At 67.2% G+C, this 18,128-nt stretch carries 13 protein-coding genes; 1 reads left to right on the forward strand and 12 read right to left on the reverse strand.

Features of this window, described 5'->3' with window-relative positions; translation table 11 throughout:
• Window positions 1–22: 22 nt before the first annotated feature.
• On the forward strand, window positions 23–346 hold the full coding sequence (fdxA, locus tag UN84_RS14700; RefSeq protein ID WP_035592614.1) for a ferredoxin FdxA: 324 nt from the start codon (window positions 23–25) through the stop codon (window positions 344–346).
• A 488-nt stretch (window positions 347–834) separates the two neighbouring features.
• Here fdxA and eno read toward each other — a convergent pair whose 3' ends face one another.
• The 12 genes from eno to pilM all read right to left on the reverse strand — a co-directional run bounded on the left by eno (window position 835) and on the right by pilM (window position 17,953).
• Complete coding sequence (gene eno, locus UN84_RS14705) at window positions 835–2,127, reverse strand: phosphopyruvate hydratase (protein ID WP_035592616.1); 1,293 nt, start codon at window positions 2,125–2,127, stop codon at window positions 835–837.
• A 35-nt stretch (window positions 2,128–2,162) separates the two neighbouring features.
• Window positions 2,163–3,014, reverse strand: coding sequence for a 3-deoxy-8-phosphooctulonate synthase (kdsA, locus tag UN84_RS14710; protein WP_046078331.1), 852 nt, complete (start codon window positions 3,012–3,014; stop codon window positions 2,163–2,165).
• A 5-nt stretch (window positions 3,015–3,019) separates the two neighbouring features.
• A complete protein-coding gene (locus UN84_RS14715) occupies window positions 3,020–4,675 on the reverse strand; it encodes a CTP synthase (RefSeq protein ID WP_046078332.1) in 1,656 nt (551 codons plus the stop codon).
• 318 nt (window positions 4,676–4,993) lie between these two features.
• Entirely contained in the window at window positions 4,994–6,412 is a 1,419-nt protein-coding gene (locus UN84_RS14720; RefSeq protein ID WP_046078333.1) for an FAD-dependent oxidoreductase, read from the reverse strand.
• Between the two features lie 23 nt (window positions 6,413–6,435).
• Complete coding sequence (gltB, locus tag UN84_RS14725; RefSeq protein ID WP_046078334.1) at window positions 6,436–10,884, reverse strand: glutamate synthase large subunit; 4,449 nt, start codon at window positions 10,882–10,884, stop codon at window positions 6,436–6,438.
• Window positions 10,885–11,337: 453 nt separating this feature from the next.
• Complete coding sequence (aroB, locus tag UN84_RS14730; RefSeq protein WP_046078447.1) at window positions 11,338–12,444, reverse strand: 3-dehydroquinate synthase; 1,107 nt, start codon at window positions 12,442–12,444, stop codon at window positions 11,338–11,340.
• Between the two features lie 2 nt (window positions 12,445–12,446).
• On the reverse strand, window positions 12,447–12,989 hold the full coding sequence (aroK, locus tag UN84_RS14735; RefSeq protein WP_035592631.1) for a shikimate kinase AroK: 543 nt from the start codon (window positions 12,987–12,989) through the stop codon (window positions 12,447–12,449).
• Window positions 12,989–15,106: a type IV pilus secretin PilQ gene (pilQ, locus tag UN84_RS14740; protein WP_442908414.1), complete on the reverse strand. Its 2,118-nt coding sequence runs from the start codon at window positions 15,104–15,106 to the stop codon at window positions 12,989–12,991. The genes aroK and pilQ overlap by 1 nt, the downstream gene beginning before the upstream one ends.
• A 63-nt stretch (window positions 15,107–15,169) precedes the next feature.
• Window positions 15,170–15,694, reverse strand: coding sequence for a pilus assembly protein PilP (locus UN84_RS14745; protein WP_046078336.1), 525 nt, complete (start codon window positions 15,692–15,694; stop codon window positions 15,170–15,172).
• Window positions 15,691–16,326, reverse strand: a complete 636-nt coding sequence (locus UN84_RS14750; protein ID WP_046078337.1) for a type 4a pilus biogenesis protein PilO — start codon at window positions 16,324–16,326, stop codon at window positions 15,691–15,693. The genes UN84_RS14745 and UN84_RS14750 overlap by 4 nt, the downstream gene beginning before the upstream one ends.
• On the reverse strand, window positions 16,323–16,895 hold the full coding sequence (locus tag UN84_RS14755; RefSeq protein ID WP_046078338.1) for a PilN domain-containing protein: 573 nt from the start codon (window positions 16,893–16,895) through the stop codon (window positions 16,323–16,325). Before UN84_RS14755 ends, UN84_RS14750 begins: the two co-directional genes overlap by 4 nt.
• On the reverse strand, window positions 16,892–17,953 hold the full coding sequence (gene pilM / locus UN84_RS14760; protein ID WP_046078339.1) for a type IV pilus assembly protein PilM: 1,062 nt from the start codon (window positions 17,951–17,953) through the stop codon (window positions 16,892–16,894). The genes UN84_RS14755 and pilM overlap by 4 nt, the downstream gene beginning before the upstream one ends.
• Window positions 17,954–18,128: the final 175 nt, after the last annotated feature.

The following is an 18,128-nucleotide window of genomic DNA, read 5'->3' on the forward strand; positions in this document are numbered from 1 at the left end:
CGGCCGAGGAAGGGAGACTGGCATGACATTCGTCGTCACCGAAAACTGCATCAAGTGCAAGTACACCGACTGTGTCGAGGTCTGCCCGGTGGACTGCTTCTATGAAGGACCCAACTTCCTGGTGATCCACCCCGACGAGTGCATCGACTGCGCGCTGTGCGAGCCCGAGTGCCCGGCCGAGGCGATCTTCTCCGAGGACGAGCTACCGGAAGGCCAGGAACAGTTCATCGAGATCAACGCCGAGCTGGCGGAGACGTGGCCGAACATCACCGAGAAGAAGGACCCGCTGCCCGACGCCGAGGAATGGGACGGCAAGCCCGGCAAGGCGGACCAGCTGGAGCGCTGAGCCCCGGGCAAGACGCTCGAGCGAAGCCCAGACACGACGACGCCGAATGTCTCTCGACATTCGGCGTCGTCGTTTCGCACTGCGATGAAGGAGAACACCCAGGCAAAAGGAAGGCGACCCGAAGGTCGCCCGCTCCCAGCCATCCTTGAGCGGTTCCTTCCGCTCGAACTCCTAGCCTTCCCTGCCCGGAAGCCGCGTCCTGCGACACCGGGCTCGGCTTGAGACTGCATCCCGTGGCGTCCTGCCGGGAGAGACTCCGCTCTCCCTTGTCCCGCTGACCATTCTGGCAGTCTTGCGCGACTTCTCAACCGGGCCTTCTCGCGCCCGACACGACGCCACCCTCACCACATTCAGAAAAAAACATTTAAAAACAACGGGATAAAAAATACCGGCGCCTGGAAGGCGCCGGTATTGTCGGGCGAGATGTCACGAATGTCGCCGGGCCCGTGTAGGCGATTTCCTACACGAGGACCGCCGATCGGCGCCGCTTACTGCCCCTTGATGGCACTGCGGCCCGGGTAGTCCACGCGCTCACCCAGCTCCTGCTCGATCACCAGCAGGCGGTTGTACTTGGCGACGCGGTCGGAGCGGCACAGCGAGCCGGTCTTGATCTGGCCGGCGGCGGTGCCCACGGCCAGGTCGGCGATGGTGGTGTCCTCGGTCTCGCCGCTGCGGTGGGAGATCACCGCGGTGAAGCCGGCGTCCTGGGCCATCCTGATCGCGTCCAGGGTCTCGGACAGCGAGCCGATCTGGTTGAACTTGATCAGGATGGAGTTGCCGATCTGCTCGTCGATGCCACGCTTGAGGATGCGCGTGTTGGTGACGAAGAGATCGTCGCCGACCAGCTGCACCTTGTCGCCAACCTTGTCGGTCAGCGCCTTCCAGCCGTCCCAGTCGGACTCGTCCATGCCGTCCTCGATGGAGACGATCGGATACTGGTCGCAGAGCTCGGCCAGGTAGTCGGCGAAGCCGGCGGCGTCGTACTGCTTCCCCTCGCCGGCGAGATCGTAGACGCCATCCTTGTAGAACTCGGAGGAGGCGCAATCGAGGGCCAGGGTGATGTCGCGGCCGAGCTCGTAACCGGCGTCGGACACCGCCTGCTTGATCACCGCCAGGGCCTCGGCGTTGGACGCCAGGTTCGGCGCGAAGCCGCCCTCGTCGCCCACCGAGGTGGACAAGCCACGACCGGCGAGCACCTTCTTCAGGGCGTGGAAGATTTCGGCGCCCATGCGCAGGCCTTCGCGGAAGCTCGGCGCGCCCACCGGCTGGATCATGAACTCCTGGATGTCGACGTTGTTGTCGGCATGCTCGCCGCCGTTGAGGATGTTCATCATCGGCACCGGCATGCGGAACCGGCTCGGCTGGCCGTAGAGCTCGGCGATGTGGGCATAGAGCGGCGCGCCCTTGGCGTTGGCGGCGGCCTTGGCGGCGGCCAGCGACACGGCGAGGATGGCGTTGGCGCCCAGGGTGGCCTTGTTGTCGGTGCCGTCGAGCTCGAGCATGGCCTCGTCCAGGGCACGCTGGTCACGCGCGTCCATGCCGACCAGACGCTCACGGATGACGCCGTTGGCGGCCTCCACGGCCTTCAACACGCCCTTGCCCAGGTAGCGGGCCTTGTCGCCATCGCGCAGCTCGAGGGCCTCGCGGGAGCCGGTGGAGGCTCCGCTGGGGGCACAGGCCGTGCCCACGGCACCGCTCTCCAGACGCACCTCGGCCTGAACGGTGGGGTTGCCGCGGGAATCGAGCACCTCGAGGGCGCGAACGTCGACGATCTTGGTCATGTTGTCTCGTCCTTAGTGAGTCAGCGTTGGGGAAATCAGGAAATCTCGAGCGGCGCGAACCCCTTGACCAACTCGTCGAGCGCCTTGAGCTGGGCCAGGAAGGGCTCGAGACGATCGAGCGGCAGGGCGCAGGGGCCGTCGCACTTGGCGTTGTCCGGGTCCGGGTGGGACTCCAGGAACACTCCGGCGAGCCCGACGGCCACGCCGGCGCGAGCCAGCTCGGCGACCTGGGCACGGCGCCCGTCGGCGCTGTCCGAGCGACCGCCGGGCCGCTGCAGGGCGTGGGTGACGTCGAACAGCAGCGGGTAGCCGGTCTCTTTCATCTCACCGAAGCCCAGCATATCGACCACCAGGTTGTTGTAGCCGAAACTGGTGCCGCGCTCGCACAGGATCAGCCGGTCGTTGCCGGCCTCCTCGCACTTGCGCAGGATATGGCGCATCTCGTGAGGCGCCAGGAACTGGGGCTTCTTGATGTTGATGGCCGCCTCGGTCTCGGCCATCGCCACGACGAGGTCGGTCTGGCGGGCGAGGAAGGCCGGCAGCTGGATGACATCCGCCACTTCGGCGGCGGGTGCCGCCTGCCAGGGTTCGTGCACGTCGGTGATGATCGGCACGCCGAAGCGTTCCTTCACCTCGGCGAGGATCGCCAGCCCCCGGTCGAGACCGGGGCCGCGGAACGAGTGGATGGAGCTGCGGTTGGCCTTGTCGAAGCTGGCCTTGAACACGTACGGCATGCCGAGCCGGCCGGTGACCTCGACGTAGGCCTCGGCCACCTCGAGGGCCAGCTCGCGGGATTCCAGCACGTTCATGCCGCCGAACAGCGTCAGCGGCTGGTCATTGCCGACCCGGAGGCCGGCAATGTCGATCGGGCGTTCCGGGACGGGCATGACGCTCACTCCTGTGGGGTGCTCTGGGCGCGGGTGCGCGCCGCCTTGTGCTCCAGCGCCGCGTTCACGAAACCGGTGAACAGCGGGTGACCGTCACGCGGCGTGGAGGTGAACTCCGGGTGGAACTGGCAGGCCACGAACCAGGGATGATCGGGCAGCTCGACCATCTCCACCAGGGAGTTGTCGACGCTGCGGCCGGAGACCACCAGGCCGGCCTGTTCGAGGTCGGCGACGAACTGGTCGTTGACCTCGTAGCGGTGACGGTGGCGCTCGACGATCTCCTCGTTGCCGTAGGCCTCGCGAGCCCTGGAGCCGGTCGCCAGGTGGCAGACCTGGCCGCCCAGACGCATGGTGCCGCCCAGGTCGGAAGCCTCGTCGCGCAGCTCGATCTTGCCTTCCGGGGTCAGCCACTCGGTGATCAGGCCCACCACCGGGTGCTGGGTATCGTGGGTGAACTCGGTGGAATTGGCGTCGTCCCAGCCGGCCACGTGACGGGCGAATTCGATCACCGCCACCTGCATGCCGAGGCAGATGCCGAGATACGGGATGCCGTTCTCGCGGGCGAAGCGGGCGGTGGCGATCTTGCCTTCCACGCCGCGCTCGCCGAAGCCACCGGGCACCAGGATGGCGTCCTTGCCGGCCAGGCGTTCCGGACCGTGACGCTCGATGTCCTCGGAATCGATGTAGTCGATGTTGACCTTGACCCGGGTCTGGATGCCGGCGTGCACCAGCGCCTCGTTGAGCGACTTGTAGGCGTCGAGCAGCTCCATGTACTTGCCGACCATGGCGATGTTGATCGACTTGAGCGGATTGAGCTTGGCGTCGAGCACGCGGATCCACTCGGACAGGTCGGCCTCGCTGGCCTCCAGGCGCAGCTTGTCGCAGACGAACTCGTCGAGGCCATGCTCGTGCAGCATCAGCGGAATGCGATAGATGGTATCGGCGTCCTGCAGCGGAATGACCGCCCGCTCCTCGACGTTGGTGAACAGCGCGATCTTGCGGCGCTCGGTCTCCTCGAGCTCGACCTCGCTGCGACAGATCAGGATATCCGGCTGGATACCGATCGAGCGCAGCTCCTTGACGCTGTGCTGGGTCGGCTTGGTCTTGGTCTCGCCGGCGGTCTGGATGTAGGGCACCAGGGTCAGGTGCATGAAGATCGCTCGGCTCGCGCCCAGCTCGCTGCGAATCTGACGGATCGATTCGAGGAACGGCAGCGACTCGATGTCGCCCACGGTGCCGCCGATCTCGACCAGCGCGACGTCGGCGCCCTTGCCGCCTTCATAGACGCGATGCTTGATCTCGTCGGTGATGTGCGGAATCACCTGCACGGTGCCGCCCAGGTAGTCGCCGCGGCGCTCCTTGCGCAGCACGTGCTCGTAGACGCGCCCGGTGGTGAAGTTGTTGGCCTGGCTCATCTTCGTGCGGATGAAGCGCTCGTAGTGACCGAGGTCCAGGTCGGTTTCCGCCCCATCCTCGGTGACGAACACCTCGCCATGCTGGAAGGGACTCATGGTGCCCGGATCCACATTGATGTAGGGATCGAGCTTGAGCATGGTGACCTTGAGGCCCCGTGCCTCGAGAATCGCCGCCAGCGAAGCCGACGCGATGCCCTTGCCGAGAGAGGACACAACGCCGCCGGTCACGAAGATATATCGTGTCATGGAGAACCTGTCGAAACGTGATCGGTAGGCCCGGCAGGAAGCCGCGCCAGGATGGGACGACAGAATAGCAGAGTGCGGTCCCCGGCTCAATTTGGGCTGCAAGCTGCAAGCTGCAAGCTGCAAGCTGCAAGCTGCAAGCTGCAAGCTGCAAGCTGCAAGTCAGCAGCGTGTGATCGCCCAGAGCCAAAGAAAACCCCGAAGGCCTGACCTTCGGGGTTTCTTGTAGCTCGGCGCTTGTAGCTCGGCGCTTGTAGCTCGGCGCTTGTAGCTCGGCGCTTGTAGCTCGGCGCTTGTAGCTCGGCGCTTGTAGCTCGGCGCCTAGACGTCCAGGTAGTCGAGGATGCCCTCGCCGGCCTGGCGGCCCTCGTACACGGCGGTGACCACCAGGTCGGAGCCACGCACCATGTCACCACCGGCGAAGATCTTCTCGTTGGTGGTCTGGAAGGCGTAGGCGCCCTGCTCCGGCGCCTTGACCCGGCCCTTCTCGTCGACCTGGATACCCACGGTCTCGAACCAGGGCGCCGGGCTCGGCTGGAAGCCGAAGGCGATGACCACGGCGTCGGCGGGCACCACTTCCTCGGAGCCCGGCACCACCTCGGGACGCTGGCGACCGTTCTCGTCGGGCTCACCGAGGCGAGTGCGCACGACCTTCACGCCCTCGACCCTGTCCTCGCCGACCACCGCCACCGGCTGGCGATTGAACAGGAACTCCACGCCCTCCTCGCGGGCGTTGGCCACCTCCTTGCGCGAGCCGGGCATGTTGTCCTCGTCGCGGCGGTAGGCGCAGGTCACGGCCTCGGCCCCCTGGCGAATGGCGGTGCGGTTGCAGTCCATGGCGGTGTCGCCGCCGCCGAGGACCACGACCTTCTGGCCGTCCAGCGAGACGTAGTCCGCCGGATCCTTCTCGAAGCCCAGGCAGTGGTTCACGTTGGCGATCAGGTAGTCGAGCGCCTTGTGCACGCCCGGCAGGTCCTCGCCCGGGAAGCCGCCTTCCATGTACTTGTAGGTGCCCATGCCGAGGAACACCGCGTCGTACTCCTCGAGCAGCCTGTCGAACGGCATGTCGGTGCCGATCTCGACCCCCAGGCAGAACTCGACGCCCATCTCCTCGAAGACGGCGCGACGACGCTCCATCACGGTCTTCTCGAGCTTGAACTCGGGAATGCCGAAGGTCAGCAGGCCGCCGATCTCGGGATTCTTGTCGAACACCACCGGCTTGACGCCGTTGCGCACCAGGATGTCGGCACAGCCGAGGCCCGCCGGGCCGGCGCCGATGATCGCCACCTTCTTGTCGGTCCAGGTCACCCGGGACATGTCCGGGCGCCAGCCCATGGCGAAAGCGGTGTCGGTGATGTACTTCTCCACCGACCCGATGGTCACCGCACCGAAGCCGTCGTTGAGGGTGCAGTCGCCCTCGCACAGGCGATCCTGCGGGCATACCCGGCCGCACACCTCGGGCAGCGAGTTGGTGCGGTGGGAGAGCTCGGCGGCCTCCAGGATGTTGCCCTCGCTGACCAGCTTCAGCCAGTTGGGAATGTAGTTGTGAACCGGGCACTTCCATTCGCAGTAAGGGTTGCCGCAGGACAGACAGCGGTGTGCCTGGCTCGCGGCATCCTGCGGCTGGAACGGCTCGTAGATCTCGGCGAACTGCTTCGCCCGCGTCGACGCCGCCTTCTTCTCGGGGTCCTGGCGACCCACGTCGATGAACTGGAAGTCGTTGTTCAAACGGTTGGCCATGTTACTCGCTCCTCTCTCCAGGCTTACTCGGGACGCCGACGGGATTCATCCAGCAGGCTGGCGAGGCTCGCCGCCTTGGGCTTCACCAGCCAGAAATGACGGATGAAGTCGCTGAAGTCCTCGAGGATGTCGCGACCGCGCTGGGAGCCGGTCTGCGCAACGTATTCCTCGATGATTTCCCTCAGGTGTCGCCGATGGGCCTCCATGGCCTCGGTGTTGACGCGGTGGATCTCCACCAGTTCATGGTTGTACTTGTCGACGAAGCTGCGGTCCTCGTCCAGCACGTAGGCGAAGCCGCCGGTCATGCCGGCACCGAAGTTGACGCCCACCTCGCCGAGCACGGTGATCAGGCCACCGGTCATGTACTCGCAGCAGTGGTCGCCGGCCCCCTCGATCACCGCCTGGGCGCCGGAGTTGCGCACCCCGAAACGCTCGCCGGCGGTACCCGCGGCGTACAGCGTGCCGCCGGTGGCGCCGTAGAGGCAGGTGTTGCCGATGATCGCCGTCTTGTGGCTCTCGAAGCCGCTGCCGCGGGGCGGCACGATGGTCACCTGACCGCCGTTCATGCCCTTGCCGACGTAGTCGTTGGCGTCGCCCTCGAGGTAGAGGTTGAGGCCACGGGCGTTCCACACGCCGAAGCTCTGACCGGCCACGCCGGTGAAGCGCGCGGTCAGCGGCGCGTCCTCGAGTCCCGCCTCGCCGTAACGCTTGGCGATGGCGCCGGAGACCAGCGCACCGACGGAGCGGTCGCAGTTGGTGATCGTGAAGTCGAACTCACCGCCGGACCTGGCCTCGATGGCGGCCTTGAGCGCCTCGAGCATCTCCTGGTTCTTGGCCCCCGGGTCGTGGGGCTCGTTGCGGCTGACCTCGCAGAACTGCGGCGCCTCGGCGGGCACGAAGTCGTTGGTCATCAGCGGCGACAGGTCCAGGCGGCGCTGTGAATCCGTCACGCCCTCGATCGCTTCGAGCAGGTCGGTGCGGCCGATCAGGTCGGTGAGCTGACGCACGCCCAGCAGGGCCATCAGCTCGCGCACTTCCTCGGCGATGAAGCGGAAGTAGTGCTTGACCATGTCGACGGTGCCACGGAAGTGCTCGTCACGCAGGGCCTGATGCTGGGTGGCGACGCCGGTCGCGCAGTTGTTGAGGTGGCAGATGCGCAGGTACTTGCAGCCCAGGGCGACCATCGGTGCGGTGCCGAAGCCGAAGCTCTCGGCGCCGAGGATCGCCGCCTTGATCACGTCGAGGCCGGTCTTCAGGCCGCCGTCGGTCTGCAGGCGGATCTTGTCGCGCAGGCCGTTGATGCGCAGCGCCTGGTGGACCTCGGGCAGGCCGAGCTCCCAGGGGCTGCCGGCGTGCTTGATCGAGGTCAGCGGGCTGGCCGCGGTGCCGCCGTCATAGCCGGACACGGTGATCAGGTCGGCATAGGCCTTGGCCACGCCGGTGGCGATGGTGCCGATGCCGGGCTCGGAGACCAGCTTCACCGACACCTGGGCGCTGGGATTGACCTGCTTGAGGTCGAAGATCAGCTGCGCCAGGTCCTCGATGGAGTAGATGTCGTGGTGCGGCGGCGGCGAGATCAGGGTCACGCCGGGCACCGCGTAGCGCAGCCGGGCGATCAGGCCGTTGACCTTGCCGCCGGGCAGCTGGCCGCCCTCGCCGGGCTTGGCGCCCTGGGCCACCTTGATCTGCAGCACCTCGGCGTTGGCCAGATAGGCCGGGGTGACGCCGAAGCGGCCGGAGGCGATCTGCTTGATCTTGGAGCTGCGGACGGTGCCGTAGCGCGCCGGATCCTCGCCGCCCTCGCCGGAGTTGGAGCGACCGCCGGCCTCGTTCATGGCCTGGGCCAGGGCCTCGTGGGCCTCCGGCGACAGCGCGCCCAGCGACATGCCGGCGCTGTCGAAGCGCGGCAGCAGGTCCTCGACCGGCTCGATCTCGTCCAGCGGCAGCGCCGTCTCGGCCGGCTTGAGGCGCAGCAGGTCGCGGATGGTGGCCGGCTCACGGTCGTTGACCAGGCCCGCGAACGTCTTCCACTTGGCGTAATCGCCCTCCTGCACCGCTTCCTGCAGGGCCTTGACCACGTCCGGATTGTAGGCGTGGTACTCGTGGCCGTGGACGTACTTCATCAGGCCGCCGTGGGAGATGCTCTTGCGCGGCGACCAGGCGTCCTTGGCCAGCAGCTCCTGCTGCAGCTGCAGCTCGGCGAAGCCGGTGCCCTCGATGCGCGAGGCCATGCCGGTGAAGCACAGGTCCATGACCTCGGAGGCCAGGCCCACCGCCTCGAACAGCTGGGAGCCACGATAGGAGGCCAGGGTCGAGATGCCCATCTTGGACAGGATCTTGAACAGACCCTTCTGCAGCCCCTTGCGATAGTTCTCGCGGGCGTCGGCCGGGTTGCCGACCAGCTCGCCGGTGCGATGCATGTCGGCCATGACCTGGTAGGCCAGCCACGGATAGACCGCGGTGGCGCCCACGCCGAACAGCACCGCCATCTGGTGGGCGTCGCGAGCGTAGCCGGTCTCGACGATCAGGTTGACCCGCGGGCGCAGCGCCAGCCGGCCGAGATGATGGTGCACGGCACCGACCGCCAGGGCGGCATGAATCGGCAGCTGGCCCTTCGCCACCTCGGCGTCGGACAGCACCAGCAGCACCTTGCCATCGCGGGCGGCCTGGGCGGCCTCGTCGCACAGCGCCTGCAGTGCGGCCTTGAGCCCGGTGGTCTCGGGGTCGTAAGCCAGCGACAGGGTATGGCTGTTGAAGGCCGGATCCTCGTGGGTCACCAGGGCGGTGAACTTGCGCGGCGACAGCACCGGCGTGGTCAGCACCAGGCGATGGGCATGATCGGGCGTCGCCGCGAAGACGTTGCGCTCGGCGCCGATGCAGCTCTCCAGCGACATCACGATCGACTCGCGCAGCGGATCGATGGCCGGGTTGGTGACCTGGGCGAACTTCTGGCGGAAGTAGTCGGTCAGCAGCCGCTTCTTGCCGGACAGCACCGCCATGGGCGTGTCGTCGCCCATGGAGCCCACCGCTTCCTGACCGCTCTCGGCCAGCGGGCGCAGCACCTGATCACGCTCCTCGAAGCTGACCTGGAACATCTTCTGACGCACCGCCAGGGTCTCGGCATCCATGTTCTGGAAGCGGGCCAGCTCGGTGAGCGCGGACTCGAGGTAGTTGGCTTCCTGCTTCAGCCAGCGCTTGTAGGGATAGGCGGACTTGAGACGCGAGTCGATGTCCTGGGTGTGCAGGACCTCGCCGGTCTGGGTGTCCACGGCCAGGATCTGGCCGGGGCCGACGCGACCCTTGGCCACCACGTCCTCGGGCTTGTAGTCGTAGGTGCCGATCTCGGAGGCCAGGGTGATGTAGCCGTTCTTGGTGATCACCCAGCGCGCCGGACGCAGGCCGTTGCGGTCGAGCATGCAGACCGCCTGGCGGCCGTCGGTCATGACCACGCCGGCCGGGCCGTCCCACGGCTCCATGTGCATGGAGTTGTATTCGTAGAAGGCACGCAGGTCGCCGTCCATGATCTCGACGTTCTGCCAGGCCGGCGGCACCATCATGCGCACCGCGCGATGCAGCTCCATGCCGCCGGTCAGCAGCACTTCCAGCATGTTGTCCATGCTCGAGGAGTCGGAGCCGGTGGTGTTGACGATCTCGTCGAGCTCGGCGATGTCGGGCAGGCGCTCGCTGACGAAGTTCTCCTTGCGGGAGTTCGCCCAGCCGCGGTTGGCCTCGATGGTGTTGATCTCGCCATTGTGAGCCATCAGGCGGAACGGCTGGGCCAGCGGCCAGCGCGGCGCGGTGTTGGTGGAGAAGCGCTGGTGGAAGACGCAGATGGCGGTCTCCAGGCGCTCGTCACCCAGGTCGCGATAGAAGGCCGGCAGGTCGACCGGCATCACCAGACCCTTGTAGGAAACGACTTCGGAGGACAGCGAGCTGACGTAGAAGTCCTCGTCGTCGCGCAGCGCCTGCTCGGCACGACGACGGGCCATGAAGAGCTCGACGTCGAAGGTGTCCGCGGCGGTCTCGCCGGGCTCGACGAACAGCTGGCGGATGCGCGGCAGGCAGTCCAGCGCCATGGGACCGCAGACGCTCGGGTCGACCGGCACGTCGCGCCAGCCCTGCACGATCAGGCCACGGGCCTCGAGTTCACGTTCGAGAGTCTCGCGGGCAGCGGCCTCGCGGGCGTCGTCGTCGGGCAGGAAGATCGCGCCCACCGCGAAGCGGCCACCCAGCTCCACGCCCAGGGCCTCTCGGGCCACCTCGCGCATGAAGGCCTCGGGCATCTTCAGCAGCAGGCCGCAGCCGTCGCCGGTCTTGCCGTCGGCGGCGATGCCGCCGCGGTGGGTCATGCAGGTCAGCGATTCGATGGCGGTCTGCAGCAGATCGTGGCTGGCCTGGCCCTCCATGTGGGCGATCAGACCGAACCCGCAGTTGTCACGAAACTCGCCGGGTTGATGAAGACCTCTGTTCATGGGCGTGCCTCAGGTTGAAAAGGTGTACTTCGCAGTTTCTTATGATATACTTAAAGGTTTTTCTTTTTATTTGACGCCTCTATTGCGGCATCAAAACTGCGCGGCAAAAGGCTCCACAGAATAGCCACGCCCCCTCGCTCGCGCAATGCCGCCACGCCGCCGCCACGCCAAAAACCTTCGACAAATCCGCAACTTGTCTAAGCGAACAATAAAAAAATCACGCTAACTCAACGAGTTGCACGCCAACGACGTGGAACATTCCCGGCACGACACCCTCATTAGACTTTAGTCGCAAATGACACCCTAACCCCATACCGATGCTGCATATGGCATACAGATTCACGCATTTCCGCGCCGGACACGTTCCCCGACACCGCCCGAAACGACGACGCCCGCTGCCGAAGCAGCGGGCGTCGAGGCGCGCACGATCGCGCACGATAGAGAAGCGAGCGATCACTGCCGGGGAAAGTCCTCCAGCAGGGTCACCAGGGTCTCGGGCGGGGTCTGGTCATGGATGCAGGCGTCGCCGAGGCCGCGCAGCAGGATCAGCCGCAGCCGGTCGTCGAGGTTCTTCTTGTCGAGGCGCATGATCGACAGGAAATCGTCCACGCTCATGTCGACCGGCGCGGCCAGGGGCAGGTCGGCCGCCGCCAGCACCTCACGCGTGCGCGCCACCTCGTCGTCCGACAGCCAGCCGAGCCGCCGCGACAGCTCGGCGGCCAGCAGCATGCCGGTGCCGACCGCCTCGCCATGCAGCCAGCGACCGTAGCCCTGATGCGTCTCGATGGCATGGCCGAAGGTGTGCCCCAGGTTGAGCAGCGCCCTTACGCCCTGCTCGGTCTCGTCCTCGGCGACGATCTCCGCCTTGAGGCTGCAGCTGCGCTCGATGGCCCAGGCCAGGGCCGCGGCATCGAGACCTCGCAGCGCCGCCATGTTGTCCTCCAGCCAGGTCAGGAAGCCGACGTCGCGGATCAGGCCGTACTTGATGACCTCGGCCAGGCCGGCCGACAGCTCGCGCCGCGGCAGGGTCGACAGGGTATCGGTATCGATCAGCACCGCCCGAGGCTGCCAGAAGGCGCCGATCATGTTCTTGCCGCGCGGGTGATTGACACCGGTCTTGCCACCCACCGAGGAGTCCACCTGGGACAGCAGCGTGGTCGGCACCTGCACGAAGGCCACGCCGCGCTGATAGCTGGCCGCCGCATAGCCGGTCATGTCGCCGATCACACCGCCGCCCAGGGCCACCAGGGTACAGCGACGGTTGAAGCCGGCCTCGAGCAGGGCATCCCAGATGCGCTCGACGCTGGCGAGCGTCTTGGTCGCCTCGCCGTCCGGCAGCACCACCTCGCGCACCGTCAGGTCATCGCCCAGGCCGGCCTTGAGCCGCTCCAGATAGAGCGGCGCCACCGTCTCGTTGGTGACGATCATCACCTGGCGGCCGGCGAGGTGCGGCCGCAGCCACTGCGGATCGCCCAGCAGCCCGGGGCCAATATGAATGGGGTAGCTGCGCTCGCCCAGGGCCACCGTCAGGGTGCGCCGGGCATCGATGGATCGCGTCATGTTCATGCCTTGCAATGCAGGGGATCGATCAGCCGCTCCACGCGGCGCACGATCTCGTTGACCACGGCCCGCGGACCGCGACGATCGGTGCGCACCACGATGTCGGCGGTGGCCCGGTACAGCGGGTCGCGCTGCTGGAACATCTGCTCCAGCACCTCGGCCTTGTCATCGCGCTGCAGCAGCGGCCGGTTGCGGTCCTTGGCGGTACGCCGCAGCTGCTGCTCGACGGTGGTGTAGAGATAGATCACCGTACCGCTGTCACGCAGCATGCGCCGATTCTCCTCGCGCAGCACCGCGCCGCCGCCGGTGGCGATGACCACGCCTTCCAGCGCCGACAGCTCGTCGATCATCTGCGTCTCGCGCTCGCGGAAGCCCGCCTCGCCCTCGACGTCGAAGATCCACGGGATGTCGGCGCCACAGCGATCCTGAATTTCATGATCGCTGTCGTAGAAGTCTCGGGACAGCTCGGCCGCCAGAAGGCGGCCGATGGTGCTCTTTCCGGCCCCCATGGGGCCGATCAATATCAGATTGGGTAGTGCCGGCATCAGCGAATCGCCAGGTTGTCATCCAGTATTCGGGGCGTGATGAATACCAGCAACTCTACCTTATCGCTGGAGTCCTCGGTATAGCGGAAGAGGTTTCCGAGCACCGGAATGTCGCCCAGGAAGGGCGTCTTGAACAGGCTGCGCACCTGCTCGGTGGTCAGGATACCGCCGAGCACCACGGTCTCGCCGTTGTCCACCAGCACCTGGGTGGTGATCTCGTTGGTGTCGATGGACGGCACCCCGTTGAACAGCTCACCCACGGTATCGTTGTTGACCGCCAGGTCCATGATGATGCGGTTGTCCGGCGTGATCTGCGGCGTCACCTCCAGCGACAGCACCGCCTCCTTGAACTCGGTATCGGTCGCCCCGCTGGAGGTCGATTCCTGATAGGGAATCTCGGTGCCCTGCTTGATCACCGCGGTGCTCTGGTCGGCGGTGATCACCCGCGGCTGGGAGATGGTCTGGCTCTTGCCCTCGCTCTCCAGCGCCCGCAGCTCCAGGTCGAGCAACACATCCCCTGATAGATAACCAAAACCGAAGCTGGTCATGGGATTGGCTCCCCCCAGGTCTACCGCCAGCCCACCACGCTGAAACAGCTGCCCATCTGGATCACCGTACGCCCCGGTGAATTGCCCCCTGGACTCGCGCTGGCCACTGAAGTCATCCCCGTAGGTCGCCACCGGCTGACCGGAAGACGCCCCACCCAGATCGAGCCGACCGTCGCCTCGAGGCGATGACAGCCCCCAGTTGACGCCCAGCTCCTGGGTGGCGCTGTCCCGGGCGATCACGATCCGCGCCTCGATCTGCACCTGACGCACCGCCACGTCGAGCCGCTCCAGGGTCTCCATGATGCTGCCGATCTGCTCGGCGGTGTCCTGCACCAGCAGGGTGTTGGTGCGCGGGTCCACGGCGACCCGGCCGCGCTCGGTCAGCAGGCCGAAGCCGCTCGCCCCGCCGCCGGTGCTCTCGCCTCGCAGCAGTCGCGCCAGATCCTCGGCCTTGGCGTACTTGACCTGGATGTACTCGGTCTCCAGCGGCGCCAGCGTCTCCAGCTGCTCGCGGGTCTGCAGCTCCAGCTGCTCCCGGGCCGCCAGCTCCTCCGCCGGCGCCACCACGATGACGTTGCCCTCCTGACGGCTGGCCAACCCTTGGCTCTTGAGCACCAGGTCCAGCGCCTGATCCCAGGGTACGTCCTGCAGGTTGAGCGTGACACGGCCGGTGACGCTGTCGCTGGCCACCAGGTTCATCCCGGTGAAGTCGGCGATGATCGCCAGCACCGAACGCACCTCGATGTCCTGGAAATTCAGGGTGATCCGCTCGCCGGTATAGGAGAACTGATCGCGCGCCTGGCGCTCCCGCTCCTGGGGCGTGGCCGGCTGGGCCGTAATGGTCAGCTGACGGCCGCTCTGGGTGGAGAGCATGGCGAAATCGCCGCTGCCCTGGATATCGAGCGTGACGCCATCCCGATCGACCCGTGGCGTGATGCGGCGCAGCGGTGTGTCGAAATCGGTGACGTCATAGACCTGATCCAGCGAGGCCGGCAGGCGAACGCCGGGGAGCCGCGCGACGATGTCCGAGCTGCCGCTCTCGCTGACCCGGGCATCCACGCCGCTGCGGTCGAAGGACACCACCAGGCGGCCGGCGCCGTCGTCACCGCGGCGGAAATCGATGTCGGTGATGCCCGGTCCGGCCGCTGGCGCGCTGCCGACAGGCGAGGCGGCGGAGCGGGTGGCCGCCGGGGGCGCGACACCGCCGCCGATCGACAGCCGCAGGCGGTCGCCCTGCCGAGCGGTGTCGTAGGGCAGCGGGCCCTCCAGGTCGAACACCAGCCGCGTACGGCTGCCCGCCTCCAGGGCGGTGACCCGCTCGACGCCACCGACCCCCAGCGCCTGACGACGATGCTCCAGGGCGCTGCGTGTCGCCATCAGGTCGATGGTCAGCCGCGCCGGATCGTCGAGACGATAGCCGCGCACCTCGGGCACGCCACCGTCGAAGGACAGATCGACCTCCAGGGCACCCCCGGCTGCCTGACGATAGTCGAGGCCGGTCAGCGTCGAGGCCGCCATGACAGAGGTGGAGACCACCAGCATGGCCAGCGCCGCGAGCATTCTTTTCATCAATGTCATGGTCCCCTCTTTGCAGGTCCCGCCGCTCCCGACGGGCCGTGTCACGCTTCTGGTCTAGCCGTCCAGCGACAGCTGGGTGCTGCGCTCGATCCAGCCGCCGCCTCCGGTGGGCACGATCTCCACCAGCTGCACCGAGGCGGACGTGATACCGACGATGCGCCCGAAGTCCGAGCCCATGTGATCGCCGACGCGCAGCCGGTGCACCTTGCCGCCCGGCGCCCGGATCAGCGCCGAGGGCGTGCCGCCCACGGTCAGCGTGCCCACCAGCTCCAGCTGGCCGAGCTCATAGGCCTCCAGCGGCTCCCGCGATCGCGACCGGTCAGGCGCCAGCTCCGCATCGCCCTCCGGCAGGGCGCGGCTCTCCGGCAGCCGCGCCTGGAAGGGGCTGCGCCGGTCGGCGAAGCGGTAGTCCACGGCGTGATAGACCGGCATCGGCGGCAGCGGCTCGAGCGTCAGCTCGCCGGGGGCGGCCCGCAGCGCGGCCAGTTCCCGATCGAGATCACCGCTGGCCGCGTCGCGGCAGGCGCCGAGCGACAGCATCAGGCCCAGCAGCGCCAGGCCACGCTCCCAGACCCTCATGGCGCCTCCTCCTCGCCGGAGGGCGCTTCTTGCGGCGGCCGATAGCTGTAGGTCCGCGCCAGCATCGACAGCTCGAGCCGCCCGTCGTCGGACGGCGCGAGGGTGAAGTCATGCTGGGTGACGATGCGTGGCAGATCGGCGACGGCGGCAAGGAAGGAGCCGATGCGATGGTAGTCGCCGCTCACCCGGATATCGAACGGCCGCTCCACGTAGAACTCCCGCTCGACGGGGCTGCGCAGGCGAATGGCGTCGATGGTCAGCTGGCTGTCGACCGCCGCCTCGCTGATGTCGTCGATCAGCGACGGGATCTCGGGGCCGCTCGGCAACATGCCCACCAGCACCTCCAGACGACCGTCCAGCGCCTCCACCTGCTCGCGCATCCCCGGCAGATGGGCCGCCTGAGCCGCCTTGCTGCGGTAGTCCCGCAGCAGGCGCGCCTCTTCCTGCCGAGCGCTTTCCAGCGCCTGGGCCTTGGGCGCCGCCAGGTACCAGTAGACCCCGGCGAAGGTCAGCCCGACCATCAGCAGACAGCAGATCAGCTGCAGCAGGACGGGCCAGCCGCCGGCCTCCTTGATGTCCAGCTCGCTCAGTTCCACGTCCGTCAGGCGACGCCATTCGGCGGCGAGGTTCATGGCGTCACCTCCTGCCTGGCGGTGTCGTTCGCGGCCCCCGGCATGTGCTGGCCGACGCTGAGATCGAAGCGGCGCTCGCCTCCCTCGGCCTCCACCTCGGACAGCACCGGCACGTCGAGCACCGGCGAGGCCTCGAGGGCCCGCAGCTGGTCGGAAACGCGACGATTGTCCGGCGCCAGGCCGGTCAGGTGCAGGCGATCCCCCTGACGCTGGAGGTCGACGTAGTACACCCCTTCCTCGAGGCTGGCGGCCAGGGCATTGAAGACGTGCACGGTCTGGGGACGCTCGGCCTGCAGCTCCTGCAGCACCTCGATGCGACGGTCGAGCGTCTCGAGCCGTGACTCGTATTCGCTGACGGTGCGGATGTCATGATCCAGCTCCGCGGTGCGCTGGCGGATCAGCGCATGGCGCTGCTGCTGGGCCATCAGCTGCTGCTCGTGGTACCAGGTCACGGCATAGCCACCGCCCAGCCCGATCAGGGCGGCCAGCGCCAGGGCCAGATGGAAGCGCTTGCTGCGCCGCTGGCGCTGCGCCTCGCGCCAGGGCAGAAGGTTGATCTCGATGGTCATCCACGCACCCTCATCGCCAACCCGCAGGCCGTCAGCATGGCCGGGGCGTCGCCGGCCAGGGTCTCGACATCGACCCGCGAGCTCACCTTCATGCGCCGGAAGGGGTTGGCGATCACCACCTCCATCCCCGTTTCCGCCGCCAGGCGGTCCGCCAGGCCGGGCAGCACCCCGGTGCCGCCGGCCAGGATCATGCGCCGCACCTCCTGCTTGCGGCCGGCCGTGTAATACAGCTGCAGTGAACGCCCGACCTGCTGCACCAGGGTCTCGATGAAGGGATCCAGCACGCTGCGCTGGTAGTCGTCCGGCAGGCCGCCACGCTTCTTGGCCAGGCCTGCCTCCTCGAGGCTCAGCCCGTAGCGGTTGCGGATCTCCTCGGTGAGCGCCCGGCCGCCGAACACGGTGTCCCGGCTGTAGGTGATGCGACCCTCGCGCAGCACGTGGAAGGCGTTCATGTGAGCCCCGATATCCACCAGGGCGACGCCACCGTCCTGGGCGACGGTGGCCGGCAGCTGGGTCGCGAGCTCGGTGTAGGCACGCTCCATGGCGAAGGTCTCGACGTCCACCACGGCCGGCGCCAGCCCCGCCTGATGTACCGCCTCGGTCAGCTGGCCGACGTCCTGCTGGCGGCAGGCGACCAGCAGCACGTCCTGCTGATCGCCGTAGCGCTCGTTGAGCCCGAGCCGCTGAAAATCGAAGGCCACTTCACTGAACGGAAAGGGAACGTGCTTGTCCGATTCGAGCTGGATGCGGGTCTCGATCTCGTCGTCCGACAGGGTCGCCGGCAGCGTCAGCGTCTTGGTGATCGCCGCGCTGGCCGGCACCGCCACCGAGACACGCCGGCTGGTCGGCTTGGCATGATCCACGGCGCGCTTGAGCGCATCGACGACCTCGCCCATGTCGCGGATGCGTCGCTCCACCACCGCGCCCTCGCGCAGCGGCCGCACGGCATAGCTCTCGACGCGATAGCCCCCGCCGCCCCACTTGAGCTCGATCAGCTTGACGGTGGCCGAGGTGATATCGACCCCGATGAGCCCCTTGCCGGCTGCACCGATTCGCATCTAGGTCATGCTCCCGACTGAATGCCTGCGTAAAACCACTCGTTATAATACGGCACCGACCAAATACTGAAGACAGGATAAGCGTCATGCCAATTCTTCTGTCAGCGGAGGCTACATGAAATCGCCTGATCTCACACGAACGGGTGTCGCCAGACGTCAACGCTGGTGGTCGCGC

This window comes from Halomonas sp. HG01, from assembly GCF_000968715.2.
In the GTDB taxonomy this organism is placed as follows: Bacteria; Pseudomonadota; Gammaproteobacteria; order Pseudomonadales; family Halomonadaceae; genus Halomonas; species Halomonas halophila.

Coding starts and splice junctions, on each gene's coding strand:
- UN84_RS14720 (WP_046078333.1), bottom strand. CDS start 6,412: ATGGCCAACCGTTTGAACAACGACTTCCAGTTCATCGACGTGGGTCGC.
- UN84_RS14715 (WP_046078332.1), bottom strand. CDS start 4,675: ATGACACGATATATCTTCGTGACCGGCGGCGTTGTGTCCTCTCTCGGC.
- UN84_RS14750 (WP_046078337.1), bottom strand. CDS start 16,326: ATGAACCTCGCCGCCGAATGGCGTCGCCTGACGGACGTGGAACTGAGC.
- UN84_RS14755 (WP_046078338.1), bottom strand. CDS start 16,895: ATGACCATCGAGATCAACCTTCTGCCCTGGCGCGAGGCGCAGCGCCAG.
- aroB (WP_046078447.1), bottom strand. CDS start 12,444: ATGACGCGATCCATCGATGCCCGGCGCACCCTGACGGTGGCCCTGGGC.
- kdsA (WP_046078331.1), bottom strand. CDS start 3,014: ATGCCCGTCCCGGAACGCCCGATCGACATTGCCGGCCTCCGGGTCGGC.
- UN84_RS14745 (WP_046078336.1), bottom strand. CDS start 15,694: ATGAGGGTCTGGGAGCGTGGCCTGGCGCTGCTGGGCCTGATGCTGTCG.
- pilM (WP_046078339.1), bottom strand. CDS start 17,953: ATGCGAATCGGTGCAGCCGGCAAGGGGCTCATCGGGGTCGATATCACC.
- gltB (WP_046078334.1), bottom strand. CDS start 10,884: ATGAACAGAGGTCTTCATCAACCCGGCGAGTTTCGTGACAACTGCGGG.
- pilQ (WP_442908414.1), bottom strand. CDS start 15,106: ATGAAAAGAATGCTCGCGGCGCTGGCCATGCTGGTGGTCTCCACCTCT.
- aroK (WP_035592631.1), bottom strand. CDS start 12,989: ATGCCGGCACTACCCAATCTGATATTGATCGGCCCCATGGGGGCCGGA.
- fdxA (WP_035592614.1), top strand. CDS start 23: ATGACATTCGTCGTCACCGAAAACTGCATCAAGTGCAAGTACACCGAC.
- eno (WP_035592616.1), bottom strand. CDS start 2,127: ATGACCAAGATCGTCGACGTTCGCGCCCTCGAGGTGCTCGATTCCCGC.